The organism is Streptomyces sp. CC208A, assembly GCF_030010625.1.
Lineage (GTDB): Bacteria > Actinomycetota > Actinomycetes > Streptomycetales > Streptomycetaceae > Streptomyces.
This window is the reverse complement of record NZ_JASCXN010000050.1, coordinates 15027-36525: the sequence shown is the minus strand read 5'-3', so window position 1 is coordinate 36525 and position 21499 is coordinate 15027. Positions and strand designations below refer to the sequence as shown.

Genomic DNA, 21499 nt, shown 5'->3' with positions numbered 1-21499 from the left:
ATCATTTCCGGCTACCTAATCGGTGGCTTTTCGTGATTCGAGGTGAGAATCGGAAGTGAGTCAGACTCTAGTTGATTGCTGCCGAGATGTCCATCTCCAGGCAACCACCTGAATCTACCTCCCCGCGCCAGCCGTGTCAACAGCTTTTGCGGGCACCGGAGGAGACTAGCAGCTCGTCAGGGTGCGTCGCACATCAGGCGGTGGTGGGGAAGGCCGACGGCGGAGTGTCGAGGTCTTCCAGCTCGATGCCGGGGGCGGCGAGGACGACGTCGCCGGCGATGTGGACGGTGTGCCGTTCCCCTGTGTCGAGGGTGCTGACCTGGTACTCGTCGACGACCAGGGGGCCGTTGTCAGTGGGGTGCGCTTCGCTTTTCAGGAGGGCCCAGGACTGGTCGACGGTGAGGGGGGCGAGGACCGGGGCCGTGAAGGCGACGAGGCGGACGCGGGTCTCGGGGGCGCCCGGGGTGAGGCGCAGGAGGCGGGTGAGGGCGATCAGGAAGACCGGGGAGGTGCCGGTGAAGGCGTGGGCGCGGACGTTGCCTTCGGTGGCGTGGGTGCCGGTGGGATCTGTACGGACCCAGGTGACGCCGTCGAGGGCGGCGCCGCGGACCTGCCAGCTCGACGAGTGGAGTTCCAGACGGATCGGGCGGCCCAGGTCGTCGATGGCCAGATCGACGGAGCCGAGGTGGTCGCCCGTGGGAGTCGTGGTCTGGGAGACGTACCGCCAGCCGGAGGGACCGGGGGCGCAGTGGAAATGCTCCTCGCCGAGCGGGGTGTGGTCGTGCGGGTCGTGGAGCGAGTAGCGGCCGCGGGGCATGGGTCCTCGGGTGGCGGGGCGGGGAGGGAAGGGGTGAGACGGGGCCAGGCCCCCGCACCGGGGTGCTGGGGGCCTGGCTCGGTCGCCTGTGACGTCGGGCGTCGGGGGGCGGTGGCTCAGTAGCGGTAGTGGTCGGGCTTGTACGGACCCTCGACCTTCACCCCGATGTACGCCGCCTGCTCCGGACGCAGCGTCGTCAGCTTCACACCCAGCGCGTCAAGGTGGAGACGGGCCACCTTCTCGTCCAGGTGCTTCGGCAGCGTGTACACGTCCGTCGGGTACTGCTCCGGCTTCGTGAACAGCTCGATCTGCGCCAGGGTCTGGTCCGCGAACGAGTTCGACATCACGAACGACGGATGCCCGGTGGCGTTGCCCAGGTTCAGCAGCCGGCCCTCGGACAGCACGATGACGACCTTGCCGTCCGGGAAGGTCCAGGTGTGCACCTGCGGCTTCACCTCGTCCTTCACGATCCCCGGAATCCGCGCCAGACCGGCCATGTCGATCTCGTTGTCGAAGTGACCGATGTTGCCCACGATCGCCTGGTGCTTCATCCGGGCGATGTCGGACGCCATGATGATGTCCTTGTTGCCCGTGGTGGTGATGAAGATGTCGGCCGTCTCCACCACGTCTTCCAGGGTGGTCACCTGGTAGCCGTCCATCGCCGCCTGCAACGCGCAGATCGGGTCGATCTCCGTCACGATCACCCGCGCGCCCTGGCCCCGCAGCGACTCCGCACAGCCCTTGCCCACGTCGCCGTAACCGCACACCACCGCCGTCTTGCCGCCGATCAGGACATCGGTCGCCCGGTTGATGCCGTCGATCAGCGAATGACGGCAGCCGTACTTGTTGTCGAACTTCGACTTCGTCACCGCGTCGTTCACATTGATCGCCGGGAACAGCAGCGTGCCGGCCTGCATCATCTCGTACAGACGGTGGACACCCGTGGTGGTCTCCTCCGTCACCCCGCGGATGTCGGACGCCAGCTGGGTCCACTTCTGCGGGCTCTCGGCGAGGGTGCGGTTGAGCAGGCGGAGGATGTGGCCGTACTCCTCGCTGTCCGCGGTGGACGGGTCCGGGGCGGAGCCGGCCTTCTCGAACTCGACGCCCTTGTGGACGAGGAGGGTGGCGTCACCACCGTCGTCGAGGATCATGTTCGGGCCGCCGGTGGGGGTGTTCGGCCAGGTCAGGGCCTGCTCCGTGCACCACCAGTACTCCTCCAGGGTCTCGCCCTTCCAGGCGAAGACCGGGACGCCCTGCGGGTTCTCCGGGGTGCCGTTCGGGCCGACGGCGATGGCCGCGGCGGCGTGGTCCTGGGTGGAGAAGATGTTGCAGGAGGCCCAGCGGACCTCGGCGCCCAGGGCGACGAGGGTCTCGATGAGGACGGCGGTCTGCACCGTCATGTGCAGCGAGCCGGTGATCCGGGCGCCCGCCAGCGGCTGGGCTTCCGCGTACTCGCGGCGGATCGCCATCAGACCGGGCATCTCGTGCTCGGCGAGGGTGATCTCCTTGCGGCCGAAGGTGGCCAGGGACAGGTCGGCGACCTTGAAGTCCTGCTGTGCGGCAGTCGTCATGACTGTTGCTGCTCCTCGTGGATGTATCGAGTGCGAGGGTCGGTGGAGGCGCCTGACACCGCGGTCGAGGCACCTACGGGCACACGAATGCCCGGGTGGTTCGCGGTGCAGTCGTCGGAGGCCCTCTCTCCCTCGGCCGGTTCCCCGAGGGGACCCGCCCGACCGCCATCAGCAGCGACGTCTGGCTGGTCACGAATCTACACCGATCGGCCCACCGCCCGCAGGCCGCACGGGTGAGGCCCCCGGGGCGGCGTGGTGCGCTCCGGGGGCCTCGACAAGGTGTTCGGCGGGTGGTGCGGGGGCTCAGTGGCCGGGGCCGCCGGGGGTGGCGGCCGGGTCCGGGCCGGCCGCGGCGGCGGCATCGCTGTAGACGTCCGGCTCCAGGTAGATCACCCGGGCGATCGGCACGGCGGTGCGGATGCGCTGCTCGGCGGCGTCGATCGCGGCCGCGACCTGGGCGGCGGTGTCGTCGTGGCGTACCGCGACCTTGGCGGCGACGAGCAGTTCCTCCGGGCCGAGGTGGAGGGTGCGCATGTGGATGAGGCGGGTGACGGTGTCGCCGTCGACGACCGCTTCCTCGATCTTCCTCACCTCGTCGACGCCGGCGGCCTCGCCGAGGAGGAGCGACTTGGTCTCGGCGGCGAGGACGAGCGCGATGAGGATGAGCAGGGCGCCGATGCAGAGGGTGCCGATGCCGTCCCAGACGCCGTCGCCGGTGAGGAGGGCGAGGCCTACGCCGCCGAGGGCGAGGACGAGGCCGACGAGGGCGCCGAGGTCCTCCAGGAGGACGACCGGGAGCTCGGGGGCCTTGGCGTGGCGGACGAACTCCTTCCAGGACTTCTTGCCGCGGAGCGCGTTCGACTCCTTGATGGCGGTGCGGAAGGAGAAGGACTCGGCGATGATCGCGAAGACGAGGACGCCGACCGGCCAGTACCAGGCCTCGATCTCGTGCGGGTCCTTGATCTTCAGGTAGCCCTCGTAGAGCGCGAACATGCCGCCGACCGAGAAGAGCACGATGGAGACGAGGAAGGAGTAGATGTAGCGCTCGCGGCCGTAGCCGAAGGGGTGCTGGGGGGTGGCCTCGCGCTGGGCCTTCTTGCCGCCGAGGAGGAGCAGGCCCTGGTTGCCGGAGTCGGCGACGGAGTGGACGCTCTCGGCGAGCATCGAGGACGAGCCGCTGAAGAGGAACGCCACGAACTTGGCTACGGCGATCGCGAGGTTGGCGGCGAGGGCCGCCACGATCGCCTTGGTTCCGCCTGACGCGCTCATGGGTCTGCTGTTCCCTTCGTCGATGTTCCCGGCCCGACGGCCGCGGTACGGCCGGTCATTCTTGCACCAGACGGCGCATCAGGCGGCACGTCAGACGACGACGGTGGCGCGGAAGACGGTGCCCGCTCCGGAGAGTTCGACGCGCTCGCCGGCGGGCACGAAGACGGATTCGCCCGGGGCGAGGGGGGTTTCGCCCGCTTTCGGGTGTCCGGCGGTGGCGAGCAGGATCTGCGGGGTGGCGGCGGTGAGGTCGGTGGGGGCGGCGCCCTCGGCGCGTACGAGACGGGAGAGCCGGAACTCGTCGATGGGGGTCTCGTAGACCTCCTCGCCCGACGGGGACGCCTCGGGGCGCAGCACGCCGGGGTCGCCCGGCTCGAAGCGGACGATCCGGAGGAGTTCGGGGACGTCGACGTGCTTGGGGGTGAGGCCGCAGCGGAGCACGTTGTCGCTGTTGGCCATGATCTCGACGCCGAGGCCGGAGACGTAGGCGTGCGGGACGCCGGCGCCCAGGTAGAGGGCCTCGCCGGGCTGGAGCCTGACGTGGTGCAGGAGCATCGCGGCGATGACGCCGGGGTCGCCGGGGAAGTGGTGGGCGAGGAGCGCGTACGGGGCGTGGGCGCCGCCGAGCCGGTCGGCGGCCGCGGCGGCCTCGGCGACGGTGTGGGCCATCTCGTCCGGGTCGGCGGTGAGCAGGGCCGTGAGGACCTCGCGGAGGGCGGCTTCCTCCGGGTGCGCGAGGAGGAGGTCCGCGTACGGCTTGAGGGAGTCGACGCCGAGGGCGGCGAGGGTGTCGGCGGCCTCGGCGGGGGGGCGGAAGCCGCAGAATCCCTCGAAGGGGGTGAGGGCGCAGATCAGTTCGGGCTTGTGGTTGTCGTCCTTGTACGTGCGGTGGGGGGCGTCGACCGGGATGCCGGCGGCCTCCTCGGCGGCGTACCCGGCGCGGGCCTGCTCCCGGTCGGGGTGGACCTGGAGGGAGAGCGGGGCTCCGGCGGCGAGCAGCTTGAGGAGGAAGGGGAGGCGGGGGCCGAACTTCTCGACGGCGGCCGGGCCCAGTTCGCGTACGGGGTCGGCCTCGATCAGCTCGTTCAGCGGCCCGCGGGGGGTGAGCGAGGGGGCACCGGGGTGGGCGCCCATCCACATCTCGGCCTGCGGCTCGCCGGTGGGGGCGGTGCCGAGCAGTTCCGGGATGGCCGTCGTGGATCCCCAGGCGTAGGGACGGACGGTGTTGACGAGGCGGTCCATGGTGCCTTCCAGCTCCTCGGGGCGGTGATGGTGACGGTGCCAGACGACAGGTGACAGGGGGCGGATGACGCGCGGGTGACGGGTGGGTGGCCGGGGGCCGTACGCCGGTGTCGTACGCCGGTGGGTCAGGGGGCCATGTGGCCCGAGGTGACCAGGGAGAGGTAGACGGCGGCGAAGTCGGTGACGGCGAGGAGCTCCGCGAGGGTCTCCAGGGCGTCGCCCTCCTCGGGTTCGAGTTCGCTGACGGCGGTCTCGTGGCCGAGGGCGAGTTCGCGGGCGGCGGGGGCTGCGCTGAGGCCGTCGGCCGGGCGGTCGCGGAGGAGGACGACGCGGGCGCGCAGGGCCTGGGGTTCGTCGACGCGGTCACGGAAGAAGTCGTCGGGGTCGGCCGCGGCGGCGTAGGCGCCGGTCAGGAGGACGCCGTGGGCGGGGAGCGCCTCGGGGAGGTCGGCGGCGAGGGCGGGGAGGCCGGCGAGTTCGGCGAGGACGGCGGCGAAGCGGCGGCCGACCGGGCCCGCGGCGTCGCCCTCGGTCCAGATCAGGGGCAGCGACTCGGCGACCTCGGCGGCGAGGGTCTTGGCCGGGTTGGAGTACGTGGCGATGGCGGGGCCGCAGCGTTCGGCGGTGCGGTCGAGCCGGTCGGCGACCCGTTCGAGGGCCTCGGGCGGGGCTTCGAGGAGGCCGACGCGGTCGAGGAGGGCGAGCAGCGGGGTGAAGAGGGCCCAGAGAGCGCCGGGGCTGGCGGCGAGGTTCTCACCGTACTCGTCGGGCTCCTCGTGCGGGGCCATCGCCAGCGGGACGAAGAGGCCGCGGGAGCCGCTGACGGCCTCCGCGAGCGGGGAGCCCTTGGGGGCGACGGCGACGACGGTGATGCCGCGGCGGTACGCCTGCTCGGCGAGGAGGGCGAGGCCGGGTTCGGAGCCGTCGGTGGTGGGCAGCAGGAGCAGGTCCACGGAGCCGGCCCAGCCGGGCAGCGCCCAGCGGAGCGCGCCGGCGGCGGGGGCGACGCCGGTGGGCGCGAGCCGTACGACGGGGGCGGAGGCGCCGGCGAGGGCGCCGATCAGGTCGGCGACGCCGGCGGCGGCGGTGCCGGGGCCCGCGACGAGGACGGCGCGGGGGCGGCCCTCGGGGCGGAGGTCGGCGATGCCGGCTTCGGCGGCGTGGCGGGCGGCGGTCCTGACCCGCGCGCCGGCCTCCGCGGCGCCGCGCAGCAGGCCGCGGCGGTCGGCCACGGCGAGGGCGTCCGGTGCGTCGAGCAGGGTCTCGTCCAGCATGGGGCCTCCGGGGTGGTCGTTCGGTACGGGGCGCGGGCCGCTGGGCGCTGGGCCGGGGCGGAACGGTGGGTGGTTGCCGCTGGGCCGAGCGGGCGGGGTGCGGGCCGGGGGTGGGTGTGGTTGCTGCGGGGGTGGGGGCGGGGCCGTCGGGGTTCTGGAGGGTGGGGGCCCGGGACCCGGAGCCTGAGCCCTGGTGGTGGCGCCTCAGGGTCTGGGGCACGCGCCCCGGGGCCCGGTCGGCGGTCGGCCGGGGTGTTCACCGGGGCCGGTGCCGGTGCCGGGACCGGGTGAGCCGGGGTCCCGGGTCCGGGAGCCGGTCCAGGTCCACGGGCTGCGCCGGGTCCGGGAGCCGGTCCAGATCCGGGTCCACGGGTCGGTCCGAGCTCGAAAGCCGGTCCGGGTCCACGGGCCTGTCCAGGTCCACGGCCTGGTCCGGGACCGGGAGCCGGTCCGGGTCCGGGTCCGCGGGTCGGTCCGAGTCCGGGGACCGGTCCACGTCCGAGGGCCAGTCGGGGTCCGGGGACCGGTCCAGGTCCGGGGCCGGTCCGGGTCGAGGATCGGTCCAGGTCCGCCGACGGGATCGGGCGGGTCAAGCCGGGGTGCCAGGGGCGGAGTGGGGCCTGTGGCGCCCCGTGACCCGTGGCCCGAGTCGGTCGGGGGCGGTGGTCTCCCGGGCGGTGTGCCCGGGTCCCGGGCCGGGCAGGACCGGTCGGCCGGTCTCCTCCGGACGACGCGCCCGGTCAGCCGGGGCGCACCGATCCTCTCCCCGCGGGGGGTCAGGCGGGGCGGCGGGCCTCGTCGACGAGGAGGACCGGGATTCCGTCGCGTACGGGGTAGGCGAGGCCGCAGTCGGGGGACGTGCAGACCAGCTCGGGGGTCTCGTCCGCCGTGCGGTCGTTCAGCGGAGCGTGGCAGGCCGGGCAGGCCAGGATCTCCAGGAGGCCGGCTTCGAGCGGCATGGGGGTGTCCCTTCGTACCAAGTGATTGGTGCTGGTCAGCCTACCGCCGGGGGCGGGGAGTCGCGGCTCGGCGAGCGGCGGCCCCCCGCCGGTCCGGGGGGTCAGGCGGTGGCGCGGACGAGGGCGAGGACCTCGTCGCGGACCTTGGCCATGGTGGCCTCGTCGCGGGCCTCGACGTTGAGGCGGAGCAGCGGCTCGGTGTTGGAGGGACGGAGGTTGAACCACCAGTCGGCGGAGGTGACGGTGAGGCCGTCGAGCTCGTCGAGGGTGATGCCGTCGCCGTTCTCGTAGACGGCCTTGATCTCGGCCGTCCTGGCGGCCTGGTCGGCCACCGTGGAGTTGATCTCGCCGGAGCCGGTGTAGCGGTCGTACGCGGCCACCAGGGCGGACAGCGGGCCCTCCTGGCCGCCGAGGGCGGCGAGGACGTGGAGGGCGGCGAGCATGCCGGTGTCGGCGTTCCAGAAGTCCTTGAAGTAGTAGTGCGCCGAGTGCTCGCCGCCGAAGATCGCGCCAGTCCTCGCCATCTCCTCCTTGATGAAGGAGTGGCCGACCCGGGTGCGGACGGGGGTGCCGCCGTTCTCGCGGACGACCTCGGGCACCGACCAGGAGGTGATCAGGTTGTGGATGACCGTTCCGCCGGGGGTCTTGGCCAGCTCGCGGGCCGCGACCAGGGCGGTGATCGCGGACGGGGAGACCGGCTCGCCGCGCTCGTCGACGACGAAGCAGCGGTCGGCGTCGCCGTCGAAGGCGAGGCCGAGGTCGGCGCCCTCGGCGCGGACGCGGGCCTGGAGGTCGACGATGTTCTTCGGGTCGAGGGGGTTGGCCTCGTGGTTCGGGAAGGTGCCGTCCAGCTCGAAGTACATCGGGACGAGGTCGAGCGGGAGGCCGCCGAAGACGGTGGGGACGGTGTGGCCGCCCATGCCGTTGCCGGCGTCGACGACGACCTTCAGGGGGCGGATCGCGGTGAGGTCGACCAGCCCCTTGAGGTGGGCGGCGTAGTCGGCGAGGGTCTCCCGGCCGGTGACCGTGCCGGGGGTGGCGGCGGCCTCGGGGGCGCCCTGCTCCGACCACTGCTCGACGAGGGCGCGGATGTCGGCGAGACCGGTGTCCTGGCCGACCGGGGCCGCGCCCGCGCGGCACATCTTGATGCCGTTGTACTGGGCCGGGTTGTGCGAGGCGGTGAACATCGCGCCGGGCAGGCCGAGGCTGCCGGAGGCGAAGTACAGCTGGTCGGTGGAGCACAGCCCGATGAGGGTGACGTCGGCGCCGAGGCGGGCCGCGCCGCGCGCGAAGGCGTCGGCGAGGCCGGGCGACGAGGGGCGCATGTCGTGGCCGACGACGATCGCGTCGGCGTCCGTCACGCGGACGAAGGCGGCGCCGAAGAGTTCGGCGAGCTCCTCGTCCCACTGGTCCGGGACCACCCCGCGGACGTCGTACGCCTTCACGATCTGCGACAGATCGGCAGTCACGGATCCACCCTCCTGAGTTCTCGGCACGCGTGTGCGGCGCGTGTGCGGAACGCCCAAACTACCCGGGGCGGGGGGCGGGCAGAGCGGCGGTGGCCGGATCGGGTCCCCGGGTCGGTCGGCCGATGCCGGGGCCGGCTCGGTCGTCGGCGTCAGTTGTCGGGGGAACGGAGCACCCGGAGGTGGCCTCGGCGGCCGATCTCCATGGGGTCGCCGCTCCGGCCCGTGCCGGGCTTGCCGCCGGCCTCGGCGGCGCGCTCCTGGGGGCGGGCCGCTTCCCGGACCGCGTTGGCCAGGGCTTCGAGGTCGTCGCCGCTGGGGCGGGTGGGGGCGGAACCGTCGGAGAGCCGCACGACCTCCCAGCCGCGCGGGGCGGTGAGGCGCTCGCTGTGCTCGGCGCACAGGTCGTAGCAGTGGGGCTCGGCGTAGGTGGCGAGCGGGCCGAGGACCGCGGTCGAGTCGGCATAGACGTACGTCAGTGTCGCGACGGCAGGGCGGCCGCACGCGGTGCGCGAACAGCGACGTACAGGGCTCACGACGTTGGACGGTACCGCACTCTTGAGCGGGCCGCGACGACTCTCCCCCAGGTCACTCCACCGTGTCGCGGTGTGACGTCGGACACCCCCCTTCGAGTGGTGCCCGTTCTGACCTGCGCGGGAGGGGGCGCAAGGGGGGTGGGATAGGGGGCGATCCGGACAGCTTGGGGGTGAAATCCGGTCAGGTGCGGCCAGATGGCCGATCCTGGGCGGCTGTCGAATCGTGCTCCGGAGCGGCCGGAATGTTCAGGTTTCGACAGGGCGAGGGGATGCGGGTGGGGCGGGACGCGCCGATCGGCGAGGACACGCCACGGTGCGGAGTGACCCAGGAGAGTTACGCTGCGTCAGTGATGGACACTCCTGTGCCGCCCGGGACGCCGGGCCCCCCGCGGAGCTCCGGGGAGTCGCCGGCCGAGCCGCGGGTACGCCGCCGTGACCGGCACGGCCGCGGGATGCGGGGACCGCTGGCACCGCCGCAGGTCCCGCTGTCCGTGAGCCGGGCGGACACCTTCCGCGATCTGGTCCTGGACTCGGTGGAGCGCCTTGAGCGGCGGTGGCCGCAGCTCCAGGACGTCGACTTCATGGTCATGGAGGTGCCTCCGGCGGTCTCCGGCGAGACGGTGCCGCTGGGCGGTTCGGTGCCGGCGGCGAAGCGGGAGCCCGCGCGGGTGGTCGTCTACCGGCGTCCTGTCGAGATCCGGTCCAAGACCCGGGACGAGCGGGCGGCGCTGGTCCACGAGGTCGTGGTGGAGCAGGTCGCCGAACTGCTCGGCCTCTCCCCCGAGTCCGTCGACCCCCGGTACGGGCAGGACTGAGCCCCCCGTACCGGTGACGGTGCTCGGCGGTGCTCAGTCGTCGAGGATCGTCAGGTCTTGGCGGGCCGTCGGGACCTGGACCGTGCCCCGGTCGTCGACGAGGGTCTGGACGGTGAACATCGGGATGCCGTCCTCGGTGACGGTGAGCGTCCGCGCCGCGTGGACGGGGCCGCCGGAGACCGGTTCGACGGTGATCGCGTAGGAGCCCTTGATGCCCTTGGGGGCCAGGTCGGTGAGGACGGTCGTGGTGCCCGCCTTGACGGTGACCGTCCGGGTGGCGGGGCTGCCGCCCTCCGTGCCGGCCGAGGCCGTGACCTTCACCTCGGCCGCGTCCCCGGGGGCCGTGAGGGTGAGGGCGGTGCCCTTGGCGCGGTTGTCGGCGACGGTGGCGCGGGCGGTGACGGGGGCCGTGGCCGGGATGAAGGCCAGCTCCTGGTCCGAGCCCTTGCCGCGGACGACCCGGAGCGCGGCCACGACGGGGACCTGCTTCTTGGGGTCGCTCGGGGTGAGCAGCAGGGAGGCGGCGGCGCCCCGGGTGAGGTCGGGCAGGTCGACGGAGGCCGTCATGCCGGCCTTGACGTGCAGGGACTCGGCGGCGGCCGGGACGATCGTGCCGTTCGGGGTGACCAGCTGGATCTTCAGGTCGGCGTCGGAGTCTCCGGGGGCGAAGGCGACGAGGCGGACGCCGGTGGCGTCGGCCGGGATGCCCGGGAGCAGGGCGCGGGCCGCCGGGTCGGCGGAGGCGGCGAGCCAGTCGCTGCCGACGCCGTCGGTGGCGGAGCCGAGGGCGGCGCCGACCCGGCCGCTGCGGGTGGTGACGTGGGCCGTCAGGTTCTCCAGGGCGCCGACGGAGAGGAGGGGGCCGAGGAGGACGGGGACGGTGGAGCGCGGCGGGACCTGGACGCCCTCGGGGATGGAGGTCTTCAGCTCGCCCTCGGGGCCGTACAGCTGGATGTCGGCGACGGCGAGGGTGTCGTCCGGGTTGGTCAGGTGGATGTAGTCGGAGCGGCCCTTGGCGGTGGAGGCGGCCGGGAACCAGAAGTCGGTGTCCGGGGCCGAGCAGGTGACGCCGAGGAGGCCGCGGGCGGCGCCGGCCGTGACGAGGGTGGTCTGCTGGACGGTCCAGCCGGGGGCGAGGGTGCCGGTGGCGGTGCCGGTGAGGCCGTGGGTGACGGCGCCGTTCGTCTCGTCGGCGACGGGCTTGCCGGGGGCGGTGACGGAGGCGGGGGCCTTCGGGACCTTGGCCTTCTTGCCCCCGGTGCCGCCGGCGGCGTGGGGGTTCCCGGCGACGCCGAGGACGGCGGTGGGCTTGGCGGCCGTGCCGTCGCCGGTGGGGGCGGGGGCGGCGGCGCCGGGCGGGGTGTACGAGGTGGTGAGCGTCTCGGCGATCTCCGAGGTGCTGGGGGCGGGGCAGAGCAGGCTGGTGCGCTCGACGGGGAGGCGGGCCGCCTGGGGGGCGGGGGCCGCGGCGGACTCGGCGGGCTCGCCGGGGGCGGTCAGCGCGGCGAAGCCGGTGACGGCGGCGAGGGCGGTGGCGACCGCGATCAGGGAGAGGGTGGTGCGCTTCACTGGTTGCTGCTCCCGTCGGGACGCTGCTCGGTCGTCTCGTGGCCCTGGGGGTACCCGTAGTCGTAGCCGGTGTAGCCGTCGTGGGGGGCGTACGCCTGCGGGTTCTGGGGGTCGTAGCCCTGGCTCTGGTCGTAGCCCTGGCTCTGGTCGTAGCCCTGGGCGCCGTAGCCGTCCTGGGTGGGGTAGCCCTGCTGGTCGTAGCCCGTCTCGTAGCCCTGCTGGGGGTACGCGTACGCCTGCTGCTGGTACGGGTCGGCGGCGTACTCCTGCGGGTAGCCCTGCTGGTCGTAGCCCTGGGCGTACGGCTGCTGGGCGTAGGCCGGGTCGTGGCCCGCGGTGTCCCACTCGTCCGCCTCGCCGGTCTGCTGGGCGGGGATGGGGGCGGGCTCGGCGGGGGGTTCGGCGGCGGGGGCCTCGGGCCAGTCCTCGGTCCTGGCCTCGGCGGCGGCAGTCGCGGCCTCGGCTTCGGCGGCGGCGCGGAGGCGGCGGGCGCGGCGGCCGTCGCCGTCGGTGGCCTGGGCCGGGATGACCGTCTCCTCCTCGGGGAGGTCGTCGTCGATCTCGCGGCGGCGGCCGGGCAGGGCGAGGACGACGAGGACGACGGCGAGGCCGAGCTGGGTCCAGATCCAGACGGTGTGGGTGAACGGCTCGTCGTAGGTGAGGTCGAGGCGGCCGCCGCCGGCGGGGAGCTGGAAGCCCTGGGCCCAGCCGTCGACGGTGGTCGGGGTGAGCGCGGTGCCGTCGAGGGTGGCGGTCCAGCCCTCGTCGGCGCGGTCGGCGACGCGCAGGACGCGGCCGGCCGGTCCCGCGGGGATGTCGGCGTGGGCCTCGACCGGGCCCGCCGGGACGAGGACGGTCTTGGCGGCGGTGTCGTCCTCCGCCCCGGCGCCGGTCTTCGCGGCGGGCGGGACGATCATCACGCGGGCGATCTCGCGGTCGACCCGCCAGAGCGCGGCGCCGTCGAGCTGGCTGAGCCGGGAGAGGCCGGGGGTGGTGTCGAGGACGCGGCTCATCCGGCGCGGCGAGCCGTCCTTGACGAGCACGTACCGGATGGCGAAGGCGCTCAGTTCCTGGGTCTGGTCGGCGCCGGAGCCGGCGACGAGCTTGGCGACGACGGAGTCGAGGCGGGGGTCGGGCTCGGCGGTGGCGGTCAGCTCGGCGTCGCCGAGGCGGGCGCCGGAGCCGCGGACGAGGGCGTAGTCGACCGCGCCGGGCGAGCTGCCGGAGAGCACCAGGGTGCGGGGCTGGTCCGCCTGGCCGCTCTCCTCGGCGACGAAGGCGGGGACCTGGACGGGGTCGCGGCGGGTCAGCGGGCCGTCGGCGCCGCCGATCATCCAGCCGACGGCGGCGACGGCGGGACCGAGGGCGCAGGCGAGGGCGATGAGGGCGGCGACGGGCTGGCGCCAGCCGAAGCCGTGGGCGGCGACGCGGGTGCGGCCGCCCTCGGCGCCGAGCATGCCGGCGGCGATGAGGGCGGCGCCGTACACGAGGGTGGCGGGCCCGGCCCAGCCGGTGCCGTCGGCGCCGTTGGTCAGGGCGGCGAGGAGGAGGCCCGCGAGGGCGGCGGTCCAGGCGGCGAGGACGGCGAGGCGGCGCTCCTCGCGGAGGAGGGCGGCGAGCGCGGCGAGGACCAGGCCGAGGAGGAGCAGTCCGCCGGTGGTGCCGGGGCCGCCGGGGCTGCTCGCGAGCAGGTCGACGGCGGAGGCGGTGCCGGTGCGCAGGTCGAGCCCGGCCTCGTGGAGGAAGGCGGAGGGCTCGGTGAGGAGGGAGAGCGACCAGGGCGCGAGGGCCAGGACCGGGGTGCCGACGGCGGCGAGGAAGCGGAGCCCGTACGCGGTGAGGTCGTCGCGGCGGACGGCGAGGACGCCGAGGCCGAGGAGGACCGCGAGCGGCCACACGACCGGGGTGAACGCGGTGGTGACGGTGAGCAGCAGCGCGTAGGCCCAGGTGGCGCGCCAGCTGCCGCGGTCGGGGCGGTTGAAGCCGTGGGCGGTGACGGCGGCGCGGGCGATCAGCGGAAGCAGGATCGCGAGGATCGCGGTGCCGAGGCGGCCGGTGGCGAGGGCGCCGGTGACGGCGGGCAGGAAGGCGTAGGCGATCGCGCCCCAGGCGAGCAGGAGGCGGGAGCCGACGAGGCCGCGGGCGGCGAGGTAGGCGGTGAAGCCGGCGAGCGGGACCGAGCAGACGAGCAGCACGGTCAGCGCGGTGGAGGTGGAGCCGAGGAAGAGGACCGAGAGCGCGGCGAGGATGCCGAGGTGGGGCGGGGCGCTCTGGGTGCCGCCGGTGCCGAGGGTGTGCCACGCGTCCGCGTACTTGCCCCACAGTTCGGAGACGGTGTCGGGGGCGGGCAGCAGGGCGCCGCCGGCGAGGGAGCCGCCGGCGAAGAGGTTGCGGCAGGCGACGAGGGAGACGACGAGGAGGAGCGCGAAGAGGACCGGGCCGGGTTTGCGGGCGATCTTCTTCAGGCGGGCGAACTGCTCGATCTCCAGGAAGTCGGCGTCGTCGCCGCCGGGGCCCGACTCGACGGCGCCGTGGCGGGAGCCGGAGTCGGAGTCGTCCCCGCCGAAGTGGGAGACGAGCTGTTCGGCGGCGGCGCGGACGGTGGCGCCGGGCGGCGGGAAGAGGGGGCGGAGTTCGCCCGGCGGGACGGCGGGGTTCTTCCGCCGTTTGCGGGCGGCGAGGATCTTCTCGGGCCGCAGCAGGGTGGCGAGCAGACCCATGATCTCGTCGACGGCCTGGCCGGGGGCCTTGCCGACGAGGAGGCCGAGGGTGCGCAGCAGGGTGCCGAGGACGAGCCGGAGGAAGACGTACGGGAGGGCGCGGCCGGAGGTGTTGGCCAGCAGGGTGTAGACGGCGGCGGCCTTGTCGACGCGGTGCGGGCTGGCCGCCGTACGGCCGGCGCAGTCGACGGAGCGGCGCTCGCGGGCGGAGGCCTCGGCGTGCCTCAGGACGGCGTCGGGGGCGATCAGGACGCGGTGGCCGGCGGCGTGGGCGCGCCAGCAGAGGTCGACGTCGTCGCGCATGAGGGGCAGGCGGCGGTCGAAGCCGCCGAGCTCCTCGAAGACGTCGCGGCGGACGAGCATGCCGGCGGTGGAGACGGAGAGGACGGAGCGGATCTGGTCGTGCTGGCCCTGGTCCTGCTCGCGGCGGTCGAGGCCGGTCCAGCGGCGCCCGCCGCGGGCGATGCTGACACCGGCCTCCAGGAGCTGCTTCCTGTCGTACCAACCGCGCAGCTTGGGGCCGATGACGGCGGCGTACGCGTCGGAGTCGGCGACGCGGAGGAGTTCGGCGAGGGCGCCGGGCTCGGGGGCGCAGTCGTCGTGCAGCAGCCAGAGCCACTGGACGGGCTCGCCGTGCGGGAGTTCGGGGAGGTCGTACGCCTCGTCGTTCCAGGTGCGGCTGACGGGGTCCCAGCCGCTGGGGCGCTTGAGGTAGGGCAGGTCCTCGGGTCCGAGCACGGGCGCGGTGCGGACGGCCTCGTCGACGGCGGCGCCGAAGCCGGTGCGGCGCGCGAGGTGCAGGACGCGGTCGGCGCCGACGGCGTCGGCGACGAGCTGCGCGGAGTCGTCGGCGCTGCCGGTGTCGGCGGCGATCACGCTCTGTACCGGGCGCTCCTGGGCGAGCAGCCCGGAGAGCGCGTCCGGCAGCCAGCGGGCTCCGTCGTGGGTGACGAGCACGGCGGTGACGACGTGCCTGGGGAACTCAGGAGTTGAGGACATCGAGCTACGGGCCCTCCGGCCGGGGTCGCCCGCGGTGGGGCGTGGGAGCGGCTTGGACGGAGGCCCACACTAATGGCTGTGGCGGGAGGGGGCGGGCCGGTGCCGGCCCGGGAGGCGGGCGCGCGGGGGGTCGGGCGCCGTCCTTGGGGCGTCGTGCCCGCAACGAGGAACGGTCCGCCTCCTGTGGTGGACACAGGGACGGACCGTGGGGTGGTTTTCGGCCGGGGCGGTTCAGACGGCGGCCTTCTTGAGGCGGCGGCGTTCGCGTTCGGAGAGGCCGCCCCAGATACCGAAGCGTTCGTCGTTCTGGAGGGCGTACTCCAGGCATTCGGAGCGGACTTCGCAGGCGAGGCAGACCTTCTTGGCCTCGCGGGTCGAGCCGCCCTTCTCGGGGAAGAAGGACTCGGGATCGGTCTGGGCGCACAGCGCGCGCTCCTGCCAGCCGAGTTCCTCGTCCGCGTCCTCGACCAGCAGTTCCTGGAACAACTCGGTCATCTGCGCCCCTCGTCTGTCTGTGCGTCCCGTGATGTCGCCGTGATCGAAACGGCCGAACGACACGAGTGAAATTACAAGTTCGTGCTCTGTGCGAGTCAAGCCGAGATCTGCTATTGGGCCTCGTATTCACTCTGCGGAACCAAGCCTATGCGGAAAGTGTTCAAATCGCCAAAAACCGTGACACATGGCAACGGCAGGTTCCGGGGTGCCGCACTTTCGCCCATAAGGACGTACGAGACTCGGATCTTGTTGCGATCCAGCCATGGAAGCGATCCGGATCACAGTCCGGTCACGGAGGCGCGGGCGGATCCGAAGGCGCGGCCATGTTTACGGGCGCGGCTGGTGCGCCATCTTGCCTGGCCCGGACCTGAACAAACCTTTCTCCGGGCACAGCAACCGGATGAGGTGAAACATTACCCCCAAATCGGTCATTGAGTTGACAGTCGGGTACCCCTCCCGCCACTTTGGTGGCATGCCAGCGACCGCAGCGCCCTCCGCGACCCACGCCCGTGGGTTCCGCCGCGCTGTCCAGGCGCGCTGTTGCTGTTGCTGTCCCAGCTGTTGATGCCGTAGGGCTCCAGCCTCCTCCCCCAGCGTCACCCCTCGTCACCTCGCGTGACCCGCGCCACCCGCGCCGTCCCCGCACCGTGGCCCCGCCGCTCTTCTCTTCGTCTCCGCCGAGGAACCACCCCACCCATGAACATGGACAGCGACCTCCAGATCGCCGGCGACCTCATGGAGGTCCCGCACCTGCTCCAGCCCGAGCGCGAGCACCCCGTCACCGTCGCCGAGTTCGCCGGCCTCGCCCGCGAGATCGCCGCCGACCGCGCCCGGTGGGCCCCGCACGTCGAGTACGACGCCACCGCCCGCTGGTACCACCGCCTCCGCGTCGGCCCCGGCTACGAGGTGTGGCTGCTCTCCTGGGTGCCCGGCCAGGGCAGCGGCCTGCACGACCACGGCCGGTCGTCCGGCGTCCTCACCGTCCTCCAGGGCGAGTTGACGGAGCGTACGGAGCGGGGCGCGCGGACGCTGCGGCCCGGCACGCAGCGGGTGTTCGCACCCGGGTACGTCCACGAGGTCGTCAACGACTCGCTCGAACCCGTCGTCAGCCTGCACGTCTACTTCCCCGGCCTGACCGAGATGCCGATGCACGAGTCGTACCAGGGCCGGTGCGCCGCTCCGGAGATCGTCACCGCCTGACAGGCCCCCCCGTCGCCCGACCACCACCCCTCAAAGGATCAGCCTGCGGCTGACAGACTGTCGGCATGCGCATTGTGGTTCTGGCCGGTGGCATCGGTGGTGCCCGTTTCCTTCGCGGTCTCAAGCAGGCCGTCCCGGACGCGGAGATCACGGTCGTCGGCAACACCGGTGACGACATCCATCTCTTCGGGCTGAAGGTCTGCCCCGACCTGGACACCGTGATGTACACCCTCGGCGGTGGCATCGAGGAGAGCCAGGGCTGGGGCAGGTCGGACGAGTCCTTCACGGTCAAGGAGGAGCTCGCCGCGTACGGGGTCGGGCCCGAGTGGTTCGGCCTCGGCGACCGGGACTTCGCCACCCACATCGTCCGCACCCAGATGCTCGGCGCCGGCTACCCGCTGAGCGCCGTCACCGAGGCGCTGTGCGCCCGCTGGCAGCCGGGCGTGCGGCTCCTCCCGATGTCCGACGACCGCGTCGAGACGCACGTGGCGATCGAGATCGACGGCGAGCAGCGGGCCGTGCACTTCCAGGAGTACTGGGTGAAGCTGCGCGCCTCCGTCGACGCGACGGCGGTCGTGCCCGTCGGCGCGGAGGCGGCGAAGCCCGCGCCGGGCGTCCTGGAGGCGATCGCCGAGGCGGACGTCGTCCTCTTCCCGCCGTCGAACCCGGTCGTCTCCGTCGGCACGATCCTCGCCGTGCCCGGCATCCGGGAGGCGGTCGCCGCCGCCCCCGCGCCGGTCGTCGGCCTCTCCCCCATCGTCGGGGACGCGCCGGTGCGCGGCATGGCCGACAAGGTGCTCGCGGCGGTCGGCGTCGAGTCCACGGCGGCGGCCGTGGCCCGGCACTACGGCTCCGGCCTCCTCGACGGCTGGCTGGTGGACACCGCGGACGCGGGCGCCGTCGCCGACGTCGAGGCGGCGGGCATCGCCTGCCGGGCGGTGCCGCTGATGATGACCGACGTGGACGCGACCGCCGAGATGGCCCGGGCGGCGCTCGCGCTGGCCGAGGAGGTACGGGGGTGACCGCGCCCGGCTTCCGGGTCTGGGCGCTGACCGGGCTGCCCGAGGTGGCGCCCGGCGACGACCTGGCCAAGCTGATCGCCTCCGTCTCGCCGGATCTGGAGGACGGGGACGTCCTGCTGGTCACCTCCAAGATCGTGAGCAAGGCGGAGGGGCGGATCGTCGCCGCCGCCGACCGCGAGGAGGCCATCGACGCCGAGACGGTACGGGTGGTGGCGCGGCGCGGCACCCTGCGCATCGTCGAGAACCGGCAGGGGCTCGTCATGGCGGCGGCCGGGGTGGACGCCTCCAACACGCCCGCCGGGACGGTGCTGTTGCTGCCGGAGGACCCGGACGGGTCGGCGCGGCGGATCAGGACCGGGCTGCGCGAGGCGCTGGGCGTGGACGTCGGCGTCGTCGTCACGGACACCTTCGGGCGGCCCTGGCGCTCCGGGCTCACCGACGTGGCGATCGGCGCGGCGGGGGTGCGGGTCCTGGAGGACCTGCGGGGCGCCACCGACTCCCACGGCAACGAGCTGAACGTGACCGTCACCGCCTCCGCCGACGAACTCGCCGCCGCCGGCGACCTGGTGAAGGGCAAGGCGACCGGCTTGCCGGTGGCCGTCGTCCGCGGCCTGCCGCACCTGGTCGGCGGCGACGACGAGCCCGGCGCACGGGCGCTGGTGCGGTCCGCCGCCGACGACATGTTCCGTCTTGGCACCTCGGAGGCCGTACGGGAGGCGGTGACGCTGCGGCGGACGGTACGGGAGTTCACCGACGACCCCGTCGACCCCGGGGCGGTACGGCGCGCGGTCGCCGCGGCCGTGACGGCGCCGGCCCCGCACCACACCACGCCGTGGCGGTTCGTCCTCCTGGAGTCCGCCGAGTCGCGGCTGCGGCTGCTCGACGCGATGCGGGACGCGTGGATCGCGGACCTGCGGCGGGACGGCAGGTCCGAGGAGTCCGTCGCGAAGCGGGTGCGCCGCGGGGACGTCCTGCGCGACGCGCCCTACCTGGCCGTGCCCTGCCTCGTCATGGACGGCGCCCACCACTACGGCGACCCGCGCCGCGACGCCGCCGAGCGCGAGATGTTCGTCGTCGCGGCGGGCGCGGGCGTGCAGAACTTCCTCGTCGCGCTCGCGGGTGAGCGGCTCGGCTCGGCCTGGGTGTCCTCGACGATGTTCTGCCGGGACGTCGTACGGGAGGTGCTGGGGCTGCCGGAGGGGTGGGACCCGATGGGGGCGGTGGCGATCGGGCGGCCTGCCTCGGCGCCGAAGGAGCGGCCCGCGCGGGTCGCGTCGGAGTTCGTCGAGGTGCGCTGACGCGGCTCGTCAGATGCGGGTGATGTCGCCCGGTGCCCTGCGGGGAGCCCGGCGGGGCGGGGTCCTGCCGCTGAGGAGGATCAGGCGGGCGGCCCGGTGGCGCTGGCCCTCGTAGGGGGCGAGGAGCTCCAGCATCCTCGCGTCGTCGGCGGTGCGGTCGCCCGCGAGCGCCCAGCCGACGATGCCGGGGAGGTGGAGGTCGCCCGTGGTGACCTCGTCGGGGGCGCCGTTGCTGCGCTGGACCGTCTCCGCGGAGGTCCAGGGGCCGATGCCGGGGACCAGTTCCAGGCGGGCCCGGGCCGCCGGCGGGTCCATGAGCGCCGCCTCCTCCAGGCGGGGGGCCACCCGCGCGGCGCGGACGATCGTGGCGGCGCGCTTGCCGTCGACGTTGGCGCGGTGCCACTCCCAGGACGGGATCCGGGCCCAGGTGCGGGCGTCCGGCATCACGTACAGGCCCTCGGGCGCCGGGCCGGGCGCCGGTTCGCCGTACTGGCGGACCAGCCGGCGCCAGGAGCCGTACGCCTCCGTCGTCGTGACCTTCTGCTCCAGGACGGACGGGATCAGGGACTCCAGGACCAGGCCCGTGCGGGTGAGGCGGAGGCCGGGGCGGCGGCGGTGGGTCGCGAGGAGGAGCTTGTGGCGGGGGACGAAGGCGGCGGGGTCGTCCTCGGCGCCGAGGAGGGCGGGGAGGCGGCCGTCGAGCCAGGCGGCGCCCGGCCCCCAGGTCTCGGCCTCGACCTCGCCCCCGTGGGACCTCACGCGGAGCGTTCCCGGGCCCTCGGGTGTTCGGCTGGCGCGCCAGATCGAGCCGTCCGCGGTGGTGCGGAAGGTGGGGTCGTGGGGGCCTCTGCGGAGGGGGCCGAGGGTGGGACCGAGGTCCAGGTCCTCTGTCGGGGAGACGTCGACGTGGCCGCCGCGGGTGGTGGTGCGGGTGCGTTTCGGGGCGAAGCGGCCGGCCATGCGTATGAGCGTAGCGGGGTGCGGTGCGGGTGCGGGGGTGCGGGTTCAGGCGCGTGAGCGGAGGCGCCCGCAGAGGGTGCTGTTCCGTTGTGCCCGCCCTCCCCCAAGGACTTCGTCCAGGGGGTACCCCCACGCCCTGGGGGTACCCCCTGTGGGGAGGAACGACCGCCCGCGACGGAACGGCGGGGCGCCGCCCCTCTCGTTCTACTGGTCCGAGCTGAAGCGGACCGTGCCTGCCGGCAGGGTGGCGTCGCACCAGATGCGGATGCCGTCGCGGAGTTCGTTGTCGGGGCCTATGAGGGCGCCGTCGCCGATGACCGCGCCCGTCAGGACGGAGCGGGCGCCGATGCGGGCGCCGGCGCCGATGAGGGAGTCGGTGACGATCGCGCCGGGTTCGATCACCGCGCCGGCGAGGAGGGTCGAGCCGGTCACCCGGGCGCCTTCGCCCACCGTCGCGTTCGCGCCCACCACCGTGCCGCCGGTCACCTTGGCGTCGGGGGCCACGCGGGCCGAGGGGAGGACCAGGCGGTCGCCGCAGCGGCCGGGGACGGCCGGGGAGGGGGCGCGGCCGAGGACCAGGTCGGCGGAGCCGCGGACGAAGGCCTGCGGGGTGCCGAGGTCCAGCCAGTACGTGGAGTCGACCATGCCCTGGAGGTGGGCGCCGGAGGCGAGGAGCTCCGGGAAGGTCTCGCGCTCGACGGAGACGGGGCGGCCGGTCGGGATCGAGTCGATGACCGAGCGGCGGAAGACGTACGCGCCGGCGTTGATCTGGTCGGTGACGATCTCCTCCGGCGTCTGGGGCTTCTCCAGGAAGGCGGTGACCCGGCCCGTCTCGTCGGTGGGGACCAGGCCGAAGGCGCGGGGGTCCTCGACGCGGGTGAGGTGGAGGGAGACGTCGGCGCCGGAGTCGGCGTGCGTGGCCACCAGGGCGCGGATGTCGAGGCCGGTGAGGATGTCCCCGTTGAAGATCAGGACGGGGTCGTCCGGGCCCGAGTGCAGCCGGGAGGCCACGTTGCGTATCGCGCCGCCGGTGCCGAGCGGTTCCTCCTCCGTCACGTACTCCAGGCTCAGGCCGAGGTCGGAGCCGTCGCCGAAGTGCGGCTCGAAGACCTCGGCGAGGTAGGAGGTGGCGAGCACGATGTGCTCGACGCCGGCGGCCCTGGCCCGGGCGAGCTGGTGCGTCAGGAAGGGGACGCCGGCCGCCGGGACCATGGGCTTGGGCGTGTTGACCGTGAGCGGTCGCAGCCGGGTGCCCTTGCCCCCGACCAGGAGGATCGCTTCTGTCAC

Annotated in this window: 17 protein-coding genes; 4 read left to right on the top strand and 13 right to left on the bottom strand. The window is 74.0% G+C overall.

All coding sequences use genetic code 11. The features are described from left to right. Positions 1–193: 193 nt before the first annotated feature. From QK442_RS33720 to QK442_RS33685, 8 genes are all read right to left on the bottom strand, one after another. Positions 194–817: a hypothetical protein gene (locus QK442_RS33720; RefSeq protein WP_282697929.1), complete on the bottom strand. Its 624-nt coding sequence runs from the start codon at positions 815–817 to the stop codon at positions 194–196. Positions 818–933: 116 nt separating this feature from the next. Further along, the gene (ahcY, locus tag QK442_RS33715) at positions 934–2388 is read right to left on the bottom strand and encodes an adenosylhomocysteinase (RefSeq protein WP_282697928.1); all 1455 of its coding nucleotides are present in this window, start codon (positions 2386–2388) and stop codon (positions 934–936) included. A gap of 303 nt (positions 2389–2691) precedes the next feature. Then, positions 2692–3657, bottom strand: a complete 966-nt coding sequence (locus QK442_RS33710) for a cation diffusion facilitator family transporter (protein WP_282697927.1) — start codon at positions 3655–3657, stop codon at positions 2692–2694. Positions 3658–3747: 90 nt separating this feature from the next. Continuing rightward, positions 3748–4899: a mannose-6-phosphate isomerase, class I gene (gene manA, locus QK442_RS33705; protein WP_282697926.1), complete on the bottom strand. Its 1152-nt coding sequence runs from the start codon at positions 4897–4899 to the stop codon at positions 3748–3750. A 125-nt stretch (positions 4900–5024) separates the two neighbouring features. Then, on the bottom strand, positions 5025–6173 hold the full coding sequence (locus QK442_RS33700; protein ID WP_282697925.1) for an SIS domain-containing protein: 1149 nt from the start codon (positions 6171–6173) through the stop codon (positions 5025–5027). Positions 6174–6949: 776 nt separating this feature from the next. Continuing rightward, positions 6950–7132, bottom strand: a complete 183-nt coding sequence (locus tag QK442_RS33695; protein ID WP_282697924.1) for a Trm112 family protein — start codon at positions 7130–7132, stop codon at positions 6950–6952. Positions 7133–7233: 101 nt separating this feature from the next. Beyond that, on the bottom strand, positions 7234–8601 hold the full coding sequence (locus QK442_RS33690; RefSeq protein ID WP_282697923.1) for a phosphomannomutase/phosphoglucomutase: 1368 nt from the start codon (positions 8599–8601) through the stop codon (positions 7234–7236). 149 nt (positions 8602–8750) lie between these two features. Next, positions 8751–9134 carry a DUF3499 domain-containing protein gene (locus QK442_RS33685; protein ID WP_282697922.1) on the bottom strand — a complete coding sequence of 128 codons (384 nt, stop codon included), beginning with the start codon at positions 9132–9134 and terminating at the stop codon, positions 8751–8753. 350 nt (positions 9135–9484) lie between these two features. On the opposite strand from QK442_RS33685, the gene QK442_RS33680 reads away from it, so the two are divergent. Continuing rightward, positions 9485–9949 carry a metallopeptidase family protein gene (locus QK442_RS33680; protein ID WP_282697930.1) on the top strand — a complete coding sequence of 155 codons (465 nt, stop codon included), beginning with the start codon at positions 9485–9487 and terminating at the stop codon, positions 9947–9949. Between the two features lie 33 nt (positions 9950–9982). Here QK442_RS33680 and QK442_RS33675 read toward each other — a convergent pair whose 3' ends face one another. The 3 genes from QK442_RS33675 to QK442_RS33665 form a co-directional block, all read right to left on the bottom strand. Next, entirely contained in the window at positions 9983–11518 is a 1536-nt protein-coding gene (locus QK442_RS33675; protein WP_282697921.1) for a DUF5719 family protein, read from the bottom strand. Then, positions 11515–15237 carry a glycosyltransferase gene (locus tag QK442_RS33670; protein WP_282697920.1) on the bottom strand — a complete coding sequence of 1241 codons (3723 nt, stop codon included), beginning with the start codon at positions 15235–15237 and terminating at the stop codon, positions 11515–11517. The genes QK442_RS33675 and QK442_RS33670 overlap by 4 nt, the downstream gene beginning before the upstream one ends. Positions 15238–15468: 231 nt before the next feature. Next, positions 15469–15732, bottom strand: coding sequence for a WhiB family transcriptional regulator (locus QK442_RS33665; RefSeq protein ID WP_015033978.1), 264 nt, complete (start codon positions 15730–15732; stop codon positions 15469–15471). 696 nt (positions 15733–16428) lie between these two features. On the opposite strand from QK442_RS33665, the gene QK442_RS33660 reads away from it, so the two are divergent. From QK442_RS33660 to QK442_RS33650, 3 genes are all read left to right on the top strand, one after another. Beyond that, positions 16429–16932: a cysteine dioxygenase family protein gene (locus tag QK442_RS33660; RefSeq protein WP_282697919.1), complete on the top strand. Its 504-nt coding sequence runs from the start codon at positions 16429–16431 to the stop codon at positions 16930–16932. 65 nt (positions 16933–16997) lie between these two features. Next, positions 16998–17954, top strand: a complete 957-nt coding sequence (gene cofD, locus QK442_RS33655; RefSeq protein ID WP_282697918.1) for a 2-phospho-L-lactate transferase — start codon at positions 16998–17000, stop codon at positions 17952–17954. Continuing rightward, positions 17951–19252, top strand: coding sequence for a coenzyme F420-0:L-glutamate ligase (locus QK442_RS33650; protein WP_282697917.1), 1302 nt, complete (start codon positions 17951–17953; stop codon positions 19250–19252). Before cofD ends, QK442_RS33650 begins: the two co-directional genes overlap by 4 nt. A 9-nt stretch (positions 19253–19261) precedes the next feature. Here QK442_RS33650 and QK442_RS33645 read toward each other — a convergent pair whose 3' ends face one another. Together QK442_RS33645 and QK442_RS33640 are read right to left on the bottom strand one after the other, a co-directional pair. After that, a complete protein-coding gene (locus QK442_RS33645; protein ID WP_282697916.1) occupies positions 19262–20212 on the bottom strand; it encodes a DNA-3-methyladenine glycosylase 2 family protein in 951 nt (316 codons plus the stop codon). A gap of 204 nt (positions 20213–20416) precedes the next feature. Continuing rightward, positions 20417–21499 (bottom strand): NDP-sugar synthase, encoded by a 1083-nt coding sequence (locus QK442_RS33640; protein ID WP_282697915.1) that lies wholly within the window; start codon positions 21497–21499, stop codon positions 20417–20419.